The sequence below is a fragment of the Kutzneria chonburiensis genome, assembly GCF_028622115.1.
GTDB lineage: Bacteria > Actinomycetota > Actinomycetes > Mycobacteriales > Pseudonocardiaceae > Kutzneria > Kutzneria chonburiensis.
This window is the reverse complement of the sequence record NZ_CP097263.1, coordinates 2,900,776-2,920,484: the sequence shown is the minus strand read 5'-3', so window position 1 is coordinate 2,920,484 and position 19,709 is coordinate 2,900,776. Positions and strand designations below refer to the sequence as shown.

Annotated in this window: 13 protein-coding genes; 10 read left to right on the top strand and 3 right to left on the bottom strand. The window is 68.1% G+C overall.

Translation table 11 applies throughout. The annotated features are described in order from the left end of the window. Positions 1-148 precede the first annotated feature (148 nt). Genes M3Q35_RS13425 through M3Q35_RS13405 form a run of 5 tightly spaced genes read left to right on the top strand, consistent with a single transcriptional unit; the run spans position 149 to position 6,976 of the window. Positions 149-1,384, top strand: a complete 1,236-nt coding sequence (locus M3Q35_RS13425) for a hypothetical protein (RefSeq protein ID WP_273942062.1) — start codon at positions 149-151, stop codon at positions 1,382-1,384. Then, positions 1,377-1,886 (top strand): hypothetical protein, encoded by a 510-nt coding sequence (locus M3Q35_RS13420; RefSeq protein ID WP_273942061.1) that lies wholly within the window; start codon positions 1,377-1,379, stop codon positions 1,884-1,886. Before M3Q35_RS13425 ends, M3Q35_RS13420 begins: the two co-directional genes overlap by 8 nt. Then, a complete protein-coding gene (locus M3Q35_RS13415; RefSeq protein WP_273942060.1) occupies positions 1,883-2,512 on the top strand; it encodes a hypothetical protein in 630 nt (209 codons plus the stop codon). Before M3Q35_RS13420 ends, M3Q35_RS13415 begins: the two co-directional genes overlap by 4 nt. Further along, on the top strand, positions 2,509-5,571 hold the full coding sequence (locus M3Q35_RS13410; RefSeq protein ID WP_273942059.1) for a coiled-coil domain-containing protein: 3,063 nt from the start codon (positions 2,509-2,511) through the stop codon (positions 5,569-5,571). The genes M3Q35_RS13415 and M3Q35_RS13410 overlap by 4 nt, the downstream gene beginning before the upstream one ends. Then, complete coding sequence (locus M3Q35_RS13405; protein WP_273944332.1) at positions 5,564-6,976, top strand: Wadjet anti-phage system protein JetD domain-containing protein; 1,413 nt, start codon at positions 5,564-5,566, stop codon at positions 6,974-6,976. Before M3Q35_RS13410 ends, M3Q35_RS13405 begins: the two co-directional genes overlap by 8 nt. 32 nt (positions 6,977-7,008) lie before the next feature. On the opposite strand, the gene M3Q35_RS48490 is transcribed toward M3Q35_RS13405, so the two are convergent. Continuing rightward, positions 7,009-7,431 carry a hypothetical protein gene (locus M3Q35_RS48490; RefSeq protein WP_337960580.1) on the bottom strand — a complete coding sequence of 141 codons (423 nt, stop codon included), beginning with the start codon at positions 7,429-7,431 and terminating at the stop codon, positions 7,009-7,011. A gap of 703 nt (positions 7,432-8,134) precedes the next feature. Here M3Q35_RS48490 and M3Q35_RS13390 point away from each other — a divergent pair. The 4 genes from M3Q35_RS13390 (at position 8,135) to M3Q35_RS13375 (ending at position 16,806) form a co-directional block, all read left to right on the top strand. Then, positions 8,135-11,290 carry a hypothetical protein gene (locus M3Q35_RS13390; RefSeq protein WP_273942057.1) on the top strand — a complete coding sequence of 1,052 codons (3,156 nt, stop codon included), beginning with the start codon at positions 8,135-8,137 and terminating at the stop codon, positions 11,288-11,290. Next, the gene (locus M3Q35_RS13385) at positions 11,280-12,155 is read left to right on the top strand and encodes a hypothetical protein (RefSeq protein WP_273942056.1); all 876 of its coding nucleotides are present in this window, start codon (positions 11,280-11,282) and stop codon (positions 12,153-12,155) included. The genes M3Q35_RS13390 and M3Q35_RS13385 overlap by 11 nt, the downstream gene beginning before the upstream one ends. 91 nt (positions 12,156-12,246) lie before the next feature. Continuing rightward, positions 12,247-12,660, top strand: coding sequence for a hypothetical protein (locus tag M3Q35_RS13380; RefSeq protein WP_273942055.1), 414 nt, complete (start codon positions 12,247-12,249; stop codon positions 12,658-12,660). 1,380 nt (positions 12,661-14,040) lie between these two features. Continuing rightward, on the top strand, positions 14,041-16,806 hold the full coding sequence (locus tag M3Q35_RS13375) for a CHAT domain-containing protein (protein WP_273942054.1): 2,766 nt from the start codon (positions 14,041-14,043) through the stop codon (positions 16,804-16,806). 9 nt (positions 16,807-16,815) lie between these two features. Here the strand turns inward: M3Q35_RS13375 and M3Q35_RS13370 are convergent, their stop codons facing one another. Beyond that, positions 16,816-18,693 carry a caspase family protein gene (locus M3Q35_RS13370; protein ID WP_273942053.1) on the bottom strand — a complete coding sequence of 626 codons (1,878 nt, stop codon included), beginning with the start codon at positions 18,691-18,693 and terminating at the stop codon, positions 16,816-16,818. A gap of 45 nt (positions 18,694-18,738) precedes the next feature. Continuing rightward, positions 18,739-18,873, bottom strand: coding sequence for a hypothetical protein (locus tag M3Q35_RS13365; protein ID WP_273942051.1), 135 nt, complete (start codon positions 18,871-18,873; stop codon positions 18,739-18,741). Between the two features lie 267 nt (positions 18,874-19,140). Here M3Q35_RS13365 and M3Q35_RS13360 point away from each other — a divergent pair, with 267 nt between their 5' ends. Beyond that, positions 19,141-19,695 (top strand): hypothetical protein, encoded by a 555-nt coding sequence (locus M3Q35_RS13360; RefSeq protein ID WP_273942050.1) that lies wholly within the window; start codon positions 19,141-19,143, stop codon positions 19,693-19,695. Positions 19,696-19,709: the final 14 nt, after the last annotated feature.

Genomic DNA, 19,709 nt, shown 5'->3' with positions numbered 1-19,709 from the left:
GTTGGGTCGACGGTCGCGGCACAGCTTTCCCGGGACTCGTCTATTCGGATGAATTGCCGGTGAAGCGGCTAACGCTCGCGGCCGGTCCTGTCGATCCTTGACCGGTGAGCGGCGTGGCGGGCATGCCCGACGACGAGGACGTTCGGCGGTGACGGAGCTCGACCTGTTCTCCCCGGAGCCGGAACCGGAGCCCGACGCGGCTTTCCTCGATCGGCTCAAGGCGTTCATGGCCCCGGTGGCGCACCAGTCGGACGCGGTGATCAAGGATCCGGAGCTGCTGCGCTGGGCGCACGCGGTGTACGAGGCGTTCGGCGATCGCGACGACACCGGCGAGGGCCTGACGGTCGCGGAGATCGAGGCAGCCTGCGGACAGGCCGGGCCCGGCACGTTCGAGAGCAGGCTCGCGGTGTTCAAGGCGCTCGGCCTGGTCGCCGCGCCGCGAGATCAGGCATATCACCGGCGGCTGGTGTTCAGCACGACTGGCGTCGCCGCGTTGCTGCTGTTCGAACGGCTGCGGCGCGAGGGCGGCGTGCAGGAGATCCTGCTCCTGCTCGACCAGACCACGCAGGGGATCCGGGACGGACTGCTGGGACCTGACGACGTCGCGGCGAAGCTGGCCACGTTGCGGCGGGCGCTGGCCATCAACGCCGGCGAGCTCGCCCAGCTGCGCACCAGACCGGTGATGGAGCTGGTCGCGCAGCGCCGCAACCACCGGGCAGCCGACCGGCTGCTGTTCCAGGCCAAGACGCTGGTCGAGGTCGTGGAGACGCGATTCCCGCAGCTGAGCGCGGCCGGCGGCCAGTTGATCACCCAGGCGCTGCGCTACTCGGCGGCCGCCAACGAGCTGGTCGACCGGCTGCTGCGACAGGTGCGGGCCGAGCGGGACTTCTCCATGCTGGAGCCCGAGCAGTACCGAACCGCCGCGCTGTACTCGGACACCGAGGCGCTGGCCGCGGTGTTCGGCCGCACCGTCTTCGACAAGCCGGCGGCCGCGATCGGCCCGGAGCAGATCCTCCTCACGCTCGAACAGCATCGACCGCGTGAGGTGTCGCAACGCCCGCCCCGCCCGGTCGACCTGCCCACGACCGACGATCCCGTCGCACGGTCCCACCATCGGCGCGAGGCGTTGCGGCGGCGTCGCGCTGCCGCGGTGCAGATCCACCTCAAGGGCCAACCCGAGGTCGACCTCACCGCCGAGATCCAGGCCGCCGGCTGGCCGGGCGCCGCGAAGCTGGTCATCGACCTGCTGGCCGCCTCGGCCGACCCGGAGATCCCGGTCACGGTGACGTTGTCGACGGCCCTGCTCGTGGACGGCACTGCCTCCGTCACCTACCTCACGCCGCTCCGGCTCTGCCGCGCCACGAAGGACGACGACGATGGATGATCGCGTCCGGCTGGCCGCACTGCGCGCGTCCCGCACCCTGCCGATGCCCGAGGACGTCGACGAGTTGGCGGAGGTGCGCGTCGCCGCCGCGCGAGCCGGCCGGCGGCTGGTGGAGACGAGCTCCCGGGACGGCGCACCGGAGCTGGCCTTGGGCTGGCAGCAGGACAACGCCCTGACGCCGGACGACCCTGGCGGCCCGCCGAAACCGACCGAAGGCGAGATCCTGGCGCTGGCCGCCTGCCTGCGAGCGTGCTGGCCCGACCCCGACGAGCCCCTTTACCCCGGAGCAACGGCGTTGGTCTCCGATATCGCCGCCGCGTTGCGACCGCTCGGCATCAGTGGCGTGACCCGGTCACTCAATCGACTGGTGGTGCTCGGCTTTGTGCTGGTGGACAGCGGCACCGTTCGCCTCGGGCCGGACGTCGCGTTCTGGCGGGACGCCGACATCGCCTCGCTGCGGCGGGAGCACCACCAACTGCCGGCGGCGAGGGAGCAGGAGTGACCGACGACCTCATGGAAAGCCTGCCGCTCCAACGGCAGGCCGATGTGCTGGCCGCGCTCGCGGCCGTCGAATCCGCGCATTTCCCGGTGCCGGCCAAGGACTTCCGCGCGCTGCTCGAACCGCCGCTGCGCCACGTCCTCGAACAGCTTCTGCACCGCGCCGGCCGAGTGCTGATCAAGGTCGGGCCCGGTTACGTGTCCGGCTACGACGACCAGGTCGCGGCCGAACTCGCCGACCTGGGCATCGGCATCCTGACGCCGGAACAACGGGCCGTGCTGACCATGGTGCTGCTGTTCACCGTGGCCATCCCGCGCGCCGAGGGACACCTGCGCGGCGACGACATGTGGACGAGCGAGCATCCCGTGTCGCCGCAGCTGCTTGAGACCGGCACCCTGCAAGCCACGGTCGTGCGCACCGCGCTTCGTGACCTGGGCTACGCCGGGCTGATCAGACGGGTGGCGAACGGAATCGTGCCCGGCCCGCAGTTCCTGCGGCTGACCTCGCGGGCCACCTCGGTGCTGTTCGAGGAACTCGTCCTGCTCGCCGAACCCCAGGGCGATCTCGCGCTGTCGATCCGCCGGGAGCGCGGCCGACCCGCCCCATCGCACGAGGAGCATCCCGCGTGACCGAAATGCAGTTCCTGCGGCGCACCGCGAGCAGGGGTGTCGTCGGCTCCCGGCAGCTGGTCGCCGTGCAGACCTTCGACGTTGCCCGGCTGACCAACCACGTGATCCCGATCGTGCCCGGCACCTTCGTCGCGGTGTCGGGCCAAGGTCCCCAGGGTGACTCCAACGGCTCGGGCAAGACCAGCTTCCTGGCCGCTGTGTCGATCCTGCTCGCCGATCCCCAATGGCGGCTGGACACCCAGGGTGGCAAGTCGGCGGCGGGCGTGCTGTTCCGGCCCGAGTCGGCCGGCGTCGACCCGGCGCAGCAGATCCGGCCCGCGACCTACGGCTACATCGCCGGCATGTTCGCGGACCAGGACTCGCCGGCCGACTCCGCGTTGACTGTCTGGGTCCGGCTGTCCACCACGGCGCCGTACGTGCAGGCCAGGTCGGCCGACGGCGTCCACCTGGCGGACGCGGCCGACGACGGCGACCGCTACCTCCAGGCCGACCAGCTATGGCACGAGATGCGGGGCAACAGCACCTTCTCCGCGAAGAAGATGTCCGAGGCGCTGTACGGGGACGCGCCGCGCTGCCTGACCTACCTGGACACCCCGCTACGGCCGGCCGTGCCGTCGCTGCTCAGCCAGCAGATGACCGAGATGGCGCCACGGGAGATCGGCGAGTCGCTCATCGCCCTGTCGGGTTCAAAAATCCATCTCGACGAGGAGCGCGACCAGCGCGGTCGGATGCTGGAAAAGCAGCGCGAGCGCGACGACGCTGTCGAGAACGGCGAGGAACAGCACTCTCGCGAGGAAGCCGAGCTCAAAGGCGTCGGTGATCGCGAGGCCGCCCGGTACGAGCTCGACCAAGCGGGACGCCTCTGGCAGCAGTACCTCGCTGCCCAGTACACCTCGGCCCTGGCCCAGGACCGCGCCCTCGACCAGCAGTTGCGGGAACTGACCGAGCTGCACGAGGAGGCCGCCGCCGAAACCCGGGTCGTCGTGGCGGAGCTCACCGAATTGCGTGGGCGCAGGGATCTGGCCACCGCCGAGGATGATGCCCGCCGCGAACTGCAGCTGGCCCAGATCGAGAAAAACCGACTCGAACAGAAGCGAAACGAGTACACCGGCCAAAGGACGGCACTCGACGCGGAGCACGACCGCCTGTCCCCGAAGCTGGACGGCTGGGACGGCCGATCGCCCGAGGAAACACAGCACGCGCTGCGCGTCGCCGTCGGTCGGCGCGGCGAGCTCGATGTCCTGCGGAGACAGGCCGAAGCCGCCGTGGAGGAGGCCGGCGAAGCCCTGCGACGGGCTGAAGACGGCCGCAGCGGTGACGCCGGCCTCGTGATCGACGCGTTGAACGCCGCCGACGTCGGCGGCACCGCCCTGTTCGACGTCATCGAGCTGGCCGACGATCTCCGCTCGACCTGGGAACTTCGGTTGTGGCCCTGGCGTGACGCGGTCGTGGTCGACCACCACGACCTGCCGGACGCGCTCGCCGCCATCGCGGATCTGGCCGGCGCCCAGCTGATCAGCACCGACCCAGGACCGGTCGCCGAACTCGACGGAATCCGCTGTCGCCTGCCCGTCAACGGTTTCCTCGCTGAGCTCGGCTCTCGTCTGGTCGATGGGGCCGATCCTGTGCACGTCCACGATGAGGCGCTCGGGCTCCGGATCCGGGGCGGGTTCGCCGAGCCCGTCACCGGCCGGGAGGCCCTCCTGGACCGCAAGCGCCGCGAACTCCAGCAGGCGCGGGACCACCTCGCTGACATGGTGCGGCTGGTCAGCCAGGCCGGGGCGGCGGTCGAACTCGCCGAAAGCCATCATGACGCGGCCGTTGCCAAAGCCAGGATCGTCGTCGTGCGGAGCCTGATCGAGAAGGTCGGCGCGGAGATCAACGACCTCGACCTCCTCCTCAGGCCGGTGCTGGCCGACGTTCGGCGGTGCCAGCAGGCCTGGGAGGAGGCATTCAAGCTGCTGGCCGGCCGCGAGTCCCAGCTCGCGCTGCTGGACGAGCGACGCAAAAGCAAGGAGGCGACGGAACAGAGGCGGCTCGACCAGCTGAAGCACCAGCGCCGACAGCGCGACGAGCTCCAGGTCGAACGCTGGCGTCAGCTCTGGGGCGCCGGCGAGCAGGAAGCCGTCGATCTGCTGGCCGATCGCGAACCTGGGACACCGGCCAGCATCCGGGTGCTGGCCATCGAACACCTGTCCCACGCCGTCACGCGCTACGGCATCGACGAACGCGACCTGACCGCACTGTCCGGCGATCTGCGCGAAGCCGTGGTCCAACGGCGTGCACTGGCCAGCGACAATAGCGGCCGGCCACCGACGGTCGGCCTAGACGCCATCGTGTTGCCGCTGCGGACGCGGCTCGATGGGCTGGCCTCCACTGACCGCGTGACCAGATCCAAGATCGAGGCGGATCGAACTAGCCGGGCCGAGGTGCACCAGGCATTGGAGACCGAGCTGGAGGCCTGGAAGGTCCGCGTCACGACGCTGCAGGACATGATCGAGCAACGCATCGAGAGCATTCTCAAGCGGGTCAGCGCCGCCTTCTACCGCCTGGACGAGGACCGTGGTGGCTGCGGGGCCGAGATCGCCTTCGTCAGCCGTCGCCCGAACGGTGCGGGGGAGTGGGTGTGGGAGGTCGTCCCCCGCTGGAAGCGGTCACGTAGCGGCTCTTTCGTGCCCTACCGCGAGGTCGCCAACGGCGCGCAGGTCAAGGTGTACGCCGTGCAGCTCGTGCTGGCGGCGCTGCTGTCCGATGCCGACACCCACGGCCGGGTGCTCGTCCTCGATGAACTGGGCAACAGCCTCGGCGAGGTCAACCGCAAGGACGTGCTCGGCGCCCTCAAACGCGTCGCCGAGCAGCAGCAGGTGACGATCTTGGGCACCTGTCAGGACAGTGTGCTGGCCGACGCGGCCGACGTGTGCGGCGAGCTGATGTGGTTCTCCCACACCAGCACCGCCAACGCCTACAACCACCCTACCCGGGTATGGGGATTCGACAGCAACGCCGCCCGCGTCGACCTGACCGCCGACCAGCTGCTTGGCGGGCGTGGCGATGCATGACACCAAGCCCGCCAAGGGATTCTTCGTCGACGAGGCCGCCGGCCGGCGCGAGGTCATGCTGCCCGAGCTGCCCGCCGACCTCGCGGCGTTCACCGTCCCCAAGCCGGTGCCGGCGGGCGAGCCGGACTACTTCGACTTCGACCGGGTGCCCCGAGACCGCAAGGGACGGGTGAAGGTCACCAAGGTCGACCTCCTCGCACGGGCCCAACACGAGTTCCTCGCACCGCCGTCCTCGCTGCCGGTGCGCGACCTGATCTGGATCCTGCGGACGGAGTCCGTGCGCCGCTGGTCCGGCATGACCTCGCGATTCGGCGACCAGGCCTGGGACACCGCGATCGAGCTGGTGCGGGCCGGCGTCGGCGTGGTCCGGTGCTCGGTGGACGGCTTCGACTACCAACCGGCGTCGTTCCGACTCACCGAGGCCTGGGCGGAGATCGCCGAGGACCACCTGGCCGAGCTCACCGGCCAGGCCGATCCGGACGAGGCCAGGGCCAAGCTCCTGGCCAGGATGCGTCCGGTCGTGGAACTCGCCGACGAGCACGACCTGCTGACCGCCGTCGCCGAGGGCTCGCCGCTGCGGGTCCCCGCCGGCTCGCGCACCAACACCACGGCGTGGTCGGTGTACGACGCCGCCATTCGTGCCGCGTGCCGGTGGATCCCGGACGAGGCGATGGGTGTCCGGCACACCGCGAAAGCCCTCGCTGGGCACGCTTTTGAGGACTCCAAGGATTGGACCTCCGAGCGCGAGACCGCCTTCGCCAACCTCGTCGGCACCGCGTTCGACCTCGCCGTCGACGACGCCGACGTGGAGATCCTGATGCGCGGTCAGCTGCAGTGGACGATCGGCAGCGTCGTCGCCGACGCCATGGCCGTCCAGCCGTGGGTCGGGCTGCCGTCGGCCGGACTCCGGCTCGCTGGCAGCGTCGACACCTCGGGCGTGCGGGGCGTGCTGCTTGTGGAGAACAAGGACACCTTCCAGCAGGTCTGCCTGCGGCCCGAGATCGTGGACCGGTGGCTGTGCGTGTGGGGCCGCGGCTACGCCAGCCGCGCCCTGGTCGCCCTGCTCGACAAGCTCGCCGCCTTTCCCCTGGCCGCCTGGTGCGACCTCGACGCCGACGGCATCGGCATCATCACCAACCTCTCGGCCCGCCTCGAGACCCCTATCCACCCGATCGGCATGGACGTCGACCACTGGATGGCCGGCCCCTACCGTAAGCAGACCGCCAGTCAGCTCGCCCGCGGCCGAACCCTCGCTCGCCGCCTCGCCGCTGAAGGCCCCGTTTCGCTCCGCTCCCTCGCCGAACACATCGCCGTCACCGGCGAGGGCCGCGAGCAGGAGACGCTCTATGAGGAAGTGTTGCCGAGCCTCGGCGAGCGACTACGGGCGCTGGAGCAGACCTGCTGACGCCGTCGCCGCACTGTCTTACGGGAGGCCCTTCAGTGCGGCATGGCGTGATGATGCGTGTCGAGGTCCTCCCACGTTGGGAGCGGGTCGTCCATCCGCTGCCACACGGCCGGTCCGCCGGCGAGTTCGTGCTGGAAGTCGGCAGCCGCTACGTCCACCTCCTCGGCACGACAACCAATCCGGACGGTGCGTGGACTGCCCAGTAGGTCCACGCCCTCGTGATGGACCTCGGTGACCGGGTCGAGGAGTTCAGGTTCCTTGTCCGTGATCGGGTTGGCCAGTTCGCGGCCTCGTTCGACGCCGTCCCGGTGCGCACCGTCAGAACCGAACTCGCCGACCGCATGCTGATCCTGAGCCAGCGGCATCTGCACGCCGTGCTTGCCGAATACATCCAGCACTACGACGGCCGACGGCCGCACCGGTCCCGCGAGCTCCGACCACGCCGCCCGACCCACCCCGTGGCAAACCTCGACTCCCAGCGGATCACGCGACAGCGGCTCCTCGGAGGCCTGATCAACGAGTACGAACCAGCCGCGTAAAGCTGCTGGTCAAGCCGATGACTGGCTTTTGGAATCCCACAGGTTAGGCCGCCGTGTTCGGTCGGGATGAAGGCACCGCCGCACGGCAGATAACGCTTGGTTGGACCAACGGGTTGACGGCGGTGACGACAGCGGGTGTCACGGTGCTGTGCTGGCCCGCTATGCCAGCCTTTCCGCGCTCCGCTCAGGCCATGGACTGTGGGATCCAGAATATCTCGGCAGGGTCGGTCTCAGTCGATACCGACCCTGCCGACGATGCAGGCGGCGGAGAGCGGACGCACATCGCGTTCGGCCTGACCTTCCGGGAGATTTGAGCCCCTGTGGCGAGCGGTCACCCAATCGGCGGGTACCCGTAGCGTTTTCCGCCATCCGTCGATGAGTAGGTGTGTTTCGGACAGGTTCGGCCGTGCTGTAGCTGTCCGACCCGATGAGTTGAAGCGTGAGGTCGGGCATGGACGAAGACGCTCTACAAGCCCTTCTGCCTCGCCTTGCGGTGGGGCCGACGTTCCTGCTGCTCGGGCAGGCGTCCGTGCGGTGGGCCGACTGTGGGGCCGAGCCGCTCCCGGCGATGCCCCCGTTGGGCAGCGATCCTGGGGCATACCAGCGTGTTGCGGATGCGGTGAGCTCGGCAGACACGCCCGAGCTGCTTGCCGACATCGTCGAGTTTCCGTGGAACGGCGTCCTCACCTCGCGCTTCGACCCCGCGCTGGAGCCGGCGTTCACCGCGAGCTGGCGCCGAGTCAGGTCGATCGGTGTGCCGCAGCTGGGGAGGAACTCGCGTAGCGCGACCGAGTTGCAGGTCCGCCACCTGTTCGGTGGCACGTTCCTGCCCGAGGACGAGCGTCCGCCGTCCGACCTGGTGGCCGAGGTGGAGGCGACCGCCCAAGCGAACGAGAGCCTGGGCCTGCTCGCCGAGCGCCTGATAACGCCGCGTGGCGTGGTGGTCATCGACGGCTACGCGATCGGCGACTGGCTGACCACAAAGGACCTGTTCGTTTTTCTGAGTAGGCTCGACGTCGATCAGGCCCATCTGCTGTCCGTGACTCCGGAGCTTCTGAAGGACAGGTTCATCGGCGCTGCCGTGCAGCGTGGTCTGCTCCGGACCCACGTCGACGGCTTCGCGCAGGTCCTCCGCGACGCCGTGGCTGACGGCCGGTTGGACCTGACGGCGGTCCGGCGCGGGGCCGGCGGCCGCCGGCTGATCCCGGCCGGCAAGGGATTCGTCGAGCTAGATGTCGGCACGTGGAACCAGGTCATCAGCGCTGCCCGACCGATCGACACGAGCTTGCTCGAACCGTTCCCCGCGGCGTCGGAGGCCATCGACTACGAGCGGTTCCGCAACCTGATCGGCTACAGCGACGGCGTCCTGCCGTTCAAGGCCGTGGCCAGCGGTTACAAGCTGCGCCGGGACTTCGAGGACACCATGCTCCAACGCGTCACCCGTCGCCTCGCCGACTTCTCGACGCTCAACCCGATCATCGTGTCCGGGCAGACCGCTGCGGGAAAGAGCCTCGGACTGTGTGGCCTCGCCCTCGATGTGGCGCGCAGCGGCCAAGCCGCGGTCCTTCACCAGGCCAGGCGTGGTGACCGCCCCACGGCGGCGGCGGTCGAGCAGTTCGCCGTGTGGGCCGAGGAGGCGGCCGGGCTGCCGACACTGCTCATCTGGGATGGCATGGTCGACGACGACGAGTACTACTCGCTGCAGAAGAGGCTGCGCGCCCGCGGACGCCGCGTGTTGATCGTGGGCAGCAACTACCGCGCCCTCGGAAATCGCGACCGGTACGTGCTCGTCGACATCAATCTGTCCAAGGCAGAGGTTGTCAAGGCCAGGAAATGGCTGGGGCGGTTCGGACTAGAACTTCCCCAAGGCGTCGGGACCGGGGTCGACTCATCCTTCCTCGCCCTCCTGTACAGGTTGGTGCCGGACTCGAAGTTCAGCATTGAACGAGGACTCACGAGGGAGGCTCGACACTACGAGGCCGCGTTCGAGCGGTTGGCCAAAGAGTCGACACCCGAGGGAATCCCGCTGACCACCTTGGCGCAGGCGCTGGCCGACGCGGGGTACGACATCAACCGGCTGCGGCCCTCCGAGCGGCCGAACGAAGACCTGCACGACCTGCCATTCTCGGACCGGAGCACGGCCGAACAGCTGACGGCGATCGTGCTGGTGGCCGGCAAATGGGGACTCACCGTGCCGCTCGAACTGGTTCTTCGAGTGATCGGGCGGGACGGCTGGGTCCACCTAGCCGAGATCGTTGCGCACTTCGACCTCTTCCGGTGGGAGGAGGAGCCCGACGGCGAGCAGGTGCTGGGAGTGCGCACCCAGCTCGAGGCGGAACTGCTGGCCCGGGAAGATCTCAGCACTGAGGCCGAGATCAGCGTGATCTGCGAGATGATCGAGAGCCTGCGTCCGGACCAGTCGAACCGGGGCGGGGCGGAGGTCGACTTCATCGTCGCCCTCGTCGACAAGATCGGCCACAATTCCCTCGATGTCCCCAGATACTCCTGGCACTGGTTGGAGGTGGCCGTGGCCTTTAAGAACCTCAGGGAGAAGCTCGGCCGGGCCCAACACCGCTTGGTGCTGGCCGAAGCCAACCTGACGCGGGAATCCGTGAAACGGGGGCAGAACGACCCCCAGAACGACAAAGCTGCCCGGCTGGCGCTGCTGGTCGACACCCAACACCTGCTCGAGGAGACCATAGAGAACGGTCAGCTGCCCGGGCAGGCGAAGCGAAACCTGTTGGTGGAACTCGGTGGCACGGTCGGCGCACAGGTGTACGAGCAGGCGTCGACGGCCAGCAGTGCCCATCTGTCGGCGCTGATGAGGGAAGTCACCCGTCCCCTGTTGGCTGCGCGCCAGCTCGACCCCGAGGACTACCATCCTGTCGACGTCGTGGCCTGGTCAACCTCGAAGGCCTTGGAGAACGTGGCACTCGAGGACACGGTCAGGGTGGACCTGCTGGCGAACGTCGCGGCATCGTTGGACTCGGTGGACGAGGGAGGGCTGTCACCGGGCCAACGTGCCCTGTACGACTCGCGCAGAAGGGAAGTAGGTCGACTGCTCAACGATCCGGTGGTCGAGCAGCGGCACTTGGAGTCGCTGGAGTCGAACAACGATCCCGCGGCCTTCTACTTCCTGGCCCGGCTCGACGCCGGCAAGGGCCGAGAGGGCAAAGAAGCGGCCGTGCGCAGGCTCCGCGATGCGGCGCCGGAGGTGCGGGAGGACTGGCGGTGCTGCCGTTTGCTGCTCGATCTGTTCTGGGAGTTGAAGACTGGCAACAAGTTCCTGCGACGTGAACGAGAGGCGTTGGCCTTCTCCCAGCAGGATTGGAGCGACTGCGTGCAGTTGGTGCAGTCCATGTCCTCCACGGTGTCGTTCGACCGGTACCGCATGGAGTTCCTACACGGCCTCGCGCTGTTCCACCTGGGCCAGTACCGGAGGTCGGAGACGGTGTTCAAGGATCTCGACCAGCGCACTGTGGAGCTCTCCTCGAGGGTGGTGACCACCTACCTCGCCTCCACAGAAACCGGTGAGCCTCAGCTGCACAGCGGACGCGTCACGTGGATCTCGCCGGACGGTCGGCGCGGCAAGGTGTGGTTGGACAATCTCGCCATCGAGATGGCGTTCATCCCGAAGCGCTTCACCGGCTCCGAACTCCCCCAACGTGGGGACACGCTGCCGGACTTCCATATCGCGTTCAACATGCGGGGCGCGCTCGCGGATCCGGCGCGTGGACCTCGCCGGCCGGAGGGTGGGCAGCGCCATGTGGGATGAGTTCGCGCAGTTCGAAGCGGAGCACGGACGGCTGTCGCAGCACAAGCGGAACTGCACAGGGGAGCCGTTGCCCTCGTTGCTCCGGCAGGAGTTGCCGGCGGAGGTCGACAATCGCTCCACCTTCAAAGACCTCGTGTCCCATGTGTATGTCCTCTGGCAAGAGGAGTGGGGGCGGGATGTGGGTTTCCTTGTCGGGGTGCCGGGACAGGACACCAAGCGGGCGCAGAGATTCGGGCGTGAGCTGAAGCGGGCGCGGACGGTCCTTGTGCACTCGCCGTCCGAGTTGGACTCGAGTGCTCAAGCCGATTGGTACCACCAGGCCTGCGGCACTCGACTGCCTAGCACCCCGGAAAACTGGGCGACCAGCGCGAAGCAGTTGATCGTTGAGCTGACCGAGGCCATCGCCGAGTTGGCCGACGCGGCGATGGCCGTGCAGCAGGTCGAGGACAAACGCCAGGCGTGGCAGGAGCGTCTTGCGGAGAGTGTCCGTTCTGCTGTTGTCCGAGTCGCAGCCGATCTGGGTATCTGGCTGTCGGAGTCGCAGATCAACTATCACAAACGGCAGCTCGATGGCCGCTGGCGCAACCACCGTGTGCCTCAGGGGAAGACGCCACGGTCGGAACTGGACGCCTTGGTGGAATGCAGCCTGATGGCTCGATCGCCGCGATTGCCTTGCGGGCACTTGGATGTCCTGCGCGAGTTGAATGTCATCGGTTCGCCGGAGGCCTTCGCAGGCATCCAGCTAGCCCACGCGGTTGCCATGATCTCCCAGGCCAGCGGGGACCCCTTCCTCAAACTGGTCGTGGCGACGTGGGACGCCGTGCACCGCCACCGCAAACACCCCGGCCCCGCACCGGCGGCCTAGGTAGGCCATGCTGTCCGTGCTGATAGCTACGTCCGTTCAGGTCAGCAGGCATCGCCGTGTGGCGGGTCGCGAGCCGGCATGATCATGGCTCGTGCTGGTCCGTTTCGCCTACCTCGCCGTCTCCGACGCCTTCGCCGCGCTACGGCTGTTGCACATGACGGACCGCGAGAAAGACATCGAGATCCTTGCCCTACGCCATCAACTTACAGTCTTACAGAGACAACTCGGCGATCAGCGGCCGCGACTGCGGCCCGAGGACAGGGCGTTGCTCGTGCCCCTGGCCCGCGTGATGGTGCGCCGGATTCGACTGCTGGTCAGCCCGGAGACGGTGCTGCGGTGGCATCGGGGTGTGTTGAAACGCCGCCATGCCCAAGCGAGCGGGCGTCGTGGGCCTGGGCGTCTGCGCACGGTCGTCTCGATCCGCGGCCTCGTCGGCGCTTGGCAACCGAGAACCCCTCAGTGTCCGATGCAGACAGTCTTCGGATCGATCGGCACGATCTGGTAAGGGCTGTCGGTGAACCTGACCGTGACCGCGGACTGATAGCTCAAGCCGGCGAACGTGCGTTGCACGTCGGCCGGTAATCTAGCCTTGCTGGATTGGTTCACGCACAGCGGCGCCGCCACGCGGAACGGTCCGGCGCCGCTGTGCAGCATTTGGGGTGTACTTGACGCCGCTGATCTCGTAGTCGAAGGCGATGGTGAAGGAGTACGCGCCCGTGTTGGCTGTCCAATGACAGCGAGAGGGTCTCCTTGTGGCTGTCGGAGAAGCCGATGCGGCGGTCGTCGAAGTACGCGTCGCCGTCCTGTGGCGAGCCGTCGGCAATTGTGGCGGTCGGCCGCGGAGCGTCCAGGTTGAACGTCATCTGGAGGGCCTCACCGTCCTGGCTGCCGATCGCTGTGACCGGCCCGGTGGGCATTTGATCGCGGGCACGAGCGGACGCACGTCGTACAGGATGATCTCCTCGTTGCGCCGGCCCTCCACCTCGATCTGGAGGTGTGTGCCGCCGAGCATATAGGCGCCGGCGTCGAGTTCGTGTCCGAGATAGTCGTTGACGTCACCGGGAAAAGGCCCGGGCATCATGAACGGTTGCGCGGCGGCTGCGGCGGATCGAGGGAATACCGCCTGCCAGCCGCCGGTGGTGTTCTTCTCGCCGAGCAGGGTGATGTTTAGCGCGTCGCCGGTTTGACGCTGTTGCTCGTCCGTTCAGGTCGTCCTCGTCAGTGGTGTGCACCCTGCGGTGCTGGCGTCGTGGGGCGCGGGAGGAGTGTGCTGCCGGCTCATCTGAGGCCGATCGGCACTGCGGTTCCGAAGGAACTTTGCTCCGGGAGACGGGGATTTGGGGAATCGGGGCTGGATTCACCTGCGCTCCAAGGAAGGTCGTCATCGGACGGCGTGATCATGGTTGGGTGACTCGTGGCAGGGGTTCGCGAGTGGTGCGAGCCAGCCGTCCGTCAGCTTGTCGGGTATGACGACTGAGACGGTGATGAGCCCGATCATCGATGCGACCGTTCAAGACCGCGACAGTGGTTCACATCTCCTCACTCCTCTTCCGCGCGGTCGTCGAGTGCGTGCTGGCCCTGGTATTCACGCGTGACAGTCATCGGGAACAATCGCCGCGACTCCGGTGGATGTTTCTCGCGACGTACGGGACTTCAAATTCGTCCTCACCTGGATTAGGTCTGGAGTTGCGCCATGCGGGTGAATTTCGGCGGGCTGATGGGGTTCTCACCTGGTAGAACGTGATTCTCTTGATCGAGGCCGACGTGTCGGTAGTAATGGCCGAGACCCGGTTGGCGATCAGGATTTGCCCGAGAACTGCGCGAAATCGGTTGATCGCGCGTTGGTGATGGTCTTCGAAGGATTTGAGTCGACGGAGGAGTTGCGTTGAGCCAGGACGCGTTGCAGGCGGTGATCGACTACACGTCGGCTGCGGGTGACCAGGTTGGCCGGCCTGACAACGCGGGCTGGACGTTCGCGCGCGCCTGGATGCTCGCGGTCCGGATCGAGCACCTCAACGGGGACGATGGCGACATCGAGCGGGTCTTCGCTGACGTGTTGGCGTTGCCCGAGACCTTTCCTGGCAGGCCGAAGCTGGCCGCGTACGCGGTGACGGCGGTACTCAGACGTGGCGCGATGCGAGGAAAGGAACGAGTCCGTGCCGCGGTGCGGCTGACCGCGTTGGCTGATGCGGATCCGGTGCCCTTTCAGAACTGGCCGATGGCCTCGGCGGCAGTTCGCGCACTGGGGTTGCTGATCGCGGCGCAGTACGGCGAGGAAGGGTTCGGTTTCGTCGCGGCGCTCGAAGAGGCGAAGAGGCTTGTCGCGGTGGTCGGAGACGAGAAGCCGTACCGCACGATGGTCGACATGGCGATCGACGGCTTGCACCGGTTGATCAACGTTGAGCAGCCGCAGTTCGGGATGCCGGAGATCAGGCTGCCGAGCGTGCTCGACGATGCGCTCCGGGACAGGTACGAGGTGCTCGCCGAGTTTCAGGCGGCCTTGGTGCGTCAGGATCTCATGCGGTTGAAGGCACTCTGGCCGCGGTATGTGGCGCTCTCCGAGGACCCGCGGATCGAAGAGTCTCTGCGGGTGTCTCTCAAACAGTCGGTTGAGCCGATGCGTCCCTTCGTCGCATGGATGTCGGACGCCACGGTGACCCCGGACAACGACATCGGCTTCGACATCGATCCGGCCGGCCCGCCGCCTGAAGATCCAGGGATGGCTCCGCGTCCTGGCGAGTCGACGGAGCAGTGGGTGAGCCGAGCGGTGACGAGCGCCGTCGGGTACCTCGCCCGCGGCGGAAAGTCCTCGCTCGACAGGGCGATCGACCTACTGGCCCTGGCGTTGGACCGGGCACCTGCCCACGACGTCCGACGGGTCTTCTACGAGACGACGATGGGCTCGGCGCTGATGGAGAGGTTCGTCCAGGAGCACGAACGCGGTGACCTCACATGGGCGATCTCGGTGCTGGAACACGCCAGAGATCATGCTAAGACGATCGCCAACACGCATTGGAGCACCCTGTCCATCCCGTTGTCGTACGCGTATCGCGCTTCTGGTCGTGCTGAGCTGGGCAGGCAGGTGGCCCTCAGCGGCCTTCGCTCCCAGGCCTGGAGCGCGCTCCTGCAAACGAGTCCCGACGCGGTGATCACCGCGGGGAGGTCCGCGGCCTCCACCGCTTTGGACGTGGCGCGGATGTGCTTGGCGGACAGCGATGTCGAACGCGCAGTCGCGGCGCTGGAGCTCGGACGGGGACTGCTGCTGTTCTCCTCTCTCGAGACGAGAGACCTGGAGAAGCGGCTGATCGATGTGGGAGAGCCGGGCCTCGCTCAGGAGTGGGCGGCGTCGCTGCGCGGAGCTTCCCAAGTGGAGCCGGAAGATCTGCGACGCCGGGTGATGAGTGCCCTGACCGGTGTGCCGATCATGCCGGACAGCGGCGGGCAACGCGGTGAGAGCAAGATTCCGTTGCTGGACCCTCCGGAGCTCGCCGAGATCAGGGCCGCACTGTCGACCCTGGAGGTGGATGCGCTGGTCTACCTCCTCCCAGGCGAGGGCAAGACCGGTGTCGCCGTCGTGGTGCCGGCGGGGGATGACGCCTACCGGATGTCCCTGCCCGCGCTCGACGCGACCAAGCTCCGCTCGTTCGAGAGCTATCTCGACGGTGCTGCCCGGGATCTGAGGGTGGCGCAGAAAGTCAAACCCGCCGGCGAGACCGCGACCGAACCTCTTGACGACGTGTGTCTGTGGGCGTGGGACGCGGCCATGGGACCTCTGCTGCGTAAGCTCAAAACGCCTGGCCGTCCGGCCCGCCTGGTGCTGGTGCCGGTGCGGGAACTGGCACGAGTGCCGTGGCATGCCGCCCACAATATGGCAACGGGTGAACGCGCCATCGAGCGCGCGGTCCTCTCCTACACCCCGTCGGCGCGGTTGATGTGCCAGGTGGCGTGGCGCAGCAGGATGGCCTTGAGCGGTGCCGGTCTGGTGGTCGGCGACCCGGATACCGCCGGGGCCGCGCGGGAACTGGTCGCCGCGCGTGCCGAGGCGGCGGCGGTCGCTGGTCTCTACCCCGAAATGCATTACGTCGGAAGGCTCCCCGACGGCACGACCGCCCCGGACGGCCTGGGTTCGAAGGCCGATGTCGAGGGGTGGCTGGACAAACCGGGAGCTGGAGGCCTGCTGCACCTGGCATGCCACGGGGTCGTGCACACCGGTGGCGACATGACCTCGTACCTGCTGCTGGCAGGCGGAGAACGGCTGGGCGCGGAAGAGCTGACCGCGGATCTGGCCGTGGCCGGGTCGCGTGACATCGCACTGGCGGTGCTCGCTGCGTGCAGCACGGCGACGTCGTCTCGCAGCTACGACGAGGCGTACAGCATCGGCTCGGCCTTGCTGGCGGCAGGTGTTCGCACGGTGGTCAGCGCGCAGTGGAGCGTGCCGGACTCGCCGACGTCGGTGCTGATGTTCATGTTCCACCACTACTTGCGCGAATGCGGACTCGCACCGGTGGACGCGTTGCGCTCCGCCCAGCTCTGGACTTTGCGCGACCGGCGTCCCCCGGAGTCGATGCCGCAGTCGCTTCGGGACCTGCTCGATCGGCACGCGGTCGACGGTGTGAGCGCCTGGGCTGCCTTCGTCCACTCAGGACAGTGAGCATCCGGATCAGCCAGGTGCGAAGGTTCTCAACGCGACGATCGACGTCGTCCAATCGGCTGCGGGGCCGACGACACGTGCCTGCCGGTGCAGGGCGGCGAAGCCGAGCTGGTCGATCACGCCGGTGATCGCCGTCGACCGGGAGTTCTCCTGCTCGGGTTCGCCGAGCTCGGGAAGCCTGAACGGTTCGGTCGAGAACGGCAGCTCGGAGACGAGCAGCAGGAACCAGTCACGCGTGCTCGCGCCGGGAATGACCGGCCGGCCGGCGGGAAGTCCCAGTTCGATCGGCCACCCGTCCGCCGCCGTCGCGACGTACTGCGCGCGCACCCAGGACCCCGGCATCAGATCCGGGTGGATCCCGAACCCGTCCGTGAGGTCGAGCAGCGCGCAGTACAGGTTCCGGTCATGTGTGTTGCGCAGGCGGACCAGCACTCGCGGGGCGGTCTCGTCCCGATAGGCCAGCTGCAAGACTCCGGACTGGTCCGTCGGAACTGGTGCGCCGTTCTCGAAGACGATCTCCAGTCGTACGGCGCCGGTCAACGCCGACACCGGGTTCGTGATCGAGCGAGCGCGTTGCCAGCGTGCGATGTGCTCGAGAGTTCTCACCACCTCCGCCGGGTCGTCCGAAGACAGCCCGGTGACGTACGGGACGCCGTCCCCACCCACGACGTCGACCACGCCAGGCCGTCGACCCACGACCTGCATGCCGGGGAATGGGTGGTCGATTCCGACGAGGCGCACGTGCGGTGACGGCGTTCGCCCAGTCGCCGCGGTCGCCACCGCGGTGGCGAGTGCTGCGTGTTCCGGATTCCCGACAGCGACAGCGCATTCGGGAAGTGGGACGGCGGTGAGCACCACCGGGTACTGCGTCTCCGCGTCAGGTTCCCACCCCACCGGGACGACCGTGCTCGCGGTCGCTGTGGTACCAACGACGTGGAACCGTTCGGAGAGCTCACCGCCAGCCACGCCGAATTCGACTGGTGAGCGCGGGGTTCCGGCGGTGATGCCGTGGCAGGCTCCGGCGTCGATGCGCCATTCTCCGCGAAGATGGCGCGCGATCGTTCCGGACAGCGGTCCTCGGTAGGCGCCACCGAGGAAAGGCTGGTCCACCAGGGGGTTCTCGACGGGACGAAGCACTGGGCGCTGGCTTCGAGTGAAGTTCTCCACCGAGCAGGCGACTGAGCCGGCCAGCTCCCGATAGGTGACGCCCGTGGGTAGTGTGCCGAGCTTGGTGAGCAGAGCCTCGCTGAAGACGCCACGAATTCCGCGCGCGGTCCGGCGTTCCCCGGCCTTTTCGTGGATGTCGCAGGCGGCGAGCAGCACGTGAGTCGGGGCATGGGAGAAGACGGCGCCTGACCTCGTCGGCTCGGTCAGTTCCGGCAACAGTTCGTCGTGGGCCGCGGGACTGGTGAGCGGTTCGACGCCTCGCACACCTTCTTTGGCACGCCCACGAGTGCTGCCCGCCGAGTGGCAGCAGTCGAGCACTGCCGCGACGTGCGCCCCGCCGCGGGCAACCTCGGCGAGCAGCACGGCGAGCTCCTTGTCCAGCAGGTCGGTGACGCCCGGTGTGCGGCTGTCCGCACACACAAGGGTCTGTACCATCCCGCTGGACTCGGTGTGGCGCAGGCACGGGGGTGTCGGCATCTCTGAGCCGTGACCCGCGAAGTAGAACAGCGCGCTGTCACCGCGCCCTGCCCGCCCGAGGTGCTGTCTGAACGCGGCGACGATCGCCGCTTTCGTCGCTTGGTGCTCCAGGAGCACCACCGCGCTCGCCTGCTCTCCCAGGAGCGCGGCCACGTCCTCGGCGTCGCCCACCGCACCGTGGAGATCGTGCAGTCTTCTCCGGTAGCTGTTGATGCCGACCACCAATGCGTACAGAGCGCCCATAGCACGTGGTTGACGGACGGCCGGACCGTCCGCCAACCACCTCCCTCAACGGTCGCGCAGCAGGTTGATGATGGTCACGACGACCATCAGGAGCCTGATCAACAGCGAGATCGTCTCGCTCGACGGCTTGCGGCCGGATGCACCGCGTGGTGCCGCCTTCTCGTCGTTCGTCTCGGACACCGTTCGCTCCTTCGTCGTGCAGAGGAGCCGGAGGTGGGGTGCGCGGGCACCACCCCACCTCCAGCGGGCTCAGCCGTTCCTGTCGTCCTCGTCGCCACCGCGCACGGGGCTCTCCTTCCCACCGGCCGGGCCGCGGCCCGGGCTTTCGCTGACACCCGAGGCACCTCGGTCGGGGGAGGAAGTGGATCTGTACGCGGGGGCCCGACGACCGTGCCCGGAGGGCCAGCGGTCCGTCATCGCGTAGGCGATGGCAGCTGAGGAGGTGCGATGTTCACGGCGTGGGACGGGTATGCGCGGGTGGACTACCTGCCGGAGCCAGGACGGATCCAGGTCACGCTGCTGACGGTCGAGCCGACGGTCTACCGGCAGGTCAGGCCGGGACTGGCCTGCGCGTTCGCCGCGGACGACGCGGTGGGTCCGCCGACGTTCGTCGGCATGGACATCGGGTTCGGCCTGACCGACGACGAGATGGTGCTCCTGGGAGCGCTTGCTTCCGTCGCGAGCGAGCTCATGACCGCGCGAAGCGGGTCTCGCACGGCACGGCTGGCACTCGACGAGGTCGCGGAGCTGGCCGAGACGTGGACGCCGTACCGGGCGCCGGTGCTCGCTGAGTCGACAGACGACGCACCGGCCAGGACAGGGGTTTGGGGCAGCGAGTTGTGGACGCGGCTCAGCGGGCTCGGTCTCGCCGCGGCGCTGGTCGCCCAGTCACCGGGCCATCTGGCCGGGTTCCGCTCCGGGGGAGGACCGGCGACGGGCAGTGGAGCGATCTGGCGCTTCCCGCCGACCTGGCGGACGCCGCGGGTGTCCATCCCGATCTGAGCTGGAGCACCTAC

What these genes read in the sequence shown, in the direction of transcription:
- M3Q35_RS13420 (WP_273942061.1), top strand. Translation starts at nt 1,377, where the DNA reads ATGGATGATCGCGTCCGGCTGGCCGCACTGCGCGCGTCCCGCACCCTG.
- M3Q35_RS13405 (WP_273944332.1), top strand. Translation starts at nt 5,564, where the DNA reads ATGCATGACACCAAGCCCGCCAAGGGATTCTTCGTCGACGAGGCCGCC.
- M3Q35_RS13385 (WP_273942056.1), top strand. Translation starts at nt 11,280, where the DNA reads ATGTGGGATGAGTTCGCGCAGTTCGAAGCGGAGCACGGACGGCTGTCG.
- M3Q35_RS13370 (WP_273942053.1), bottom strand. Translation starts at nt 18,693, where the DNA reads ATGGGCGCTCTGTACGCATTGGTGGTCGGCATCAACAGCTACCGGAGA.
- M3Q35_RS13360 (WP_273942050.1), top strand. Translation starts at nt 19,141, where the DNA reads ATGTTCACGGCGTGGGACGGGTATGCGCGGGTGGACTACCTGCCGGAG.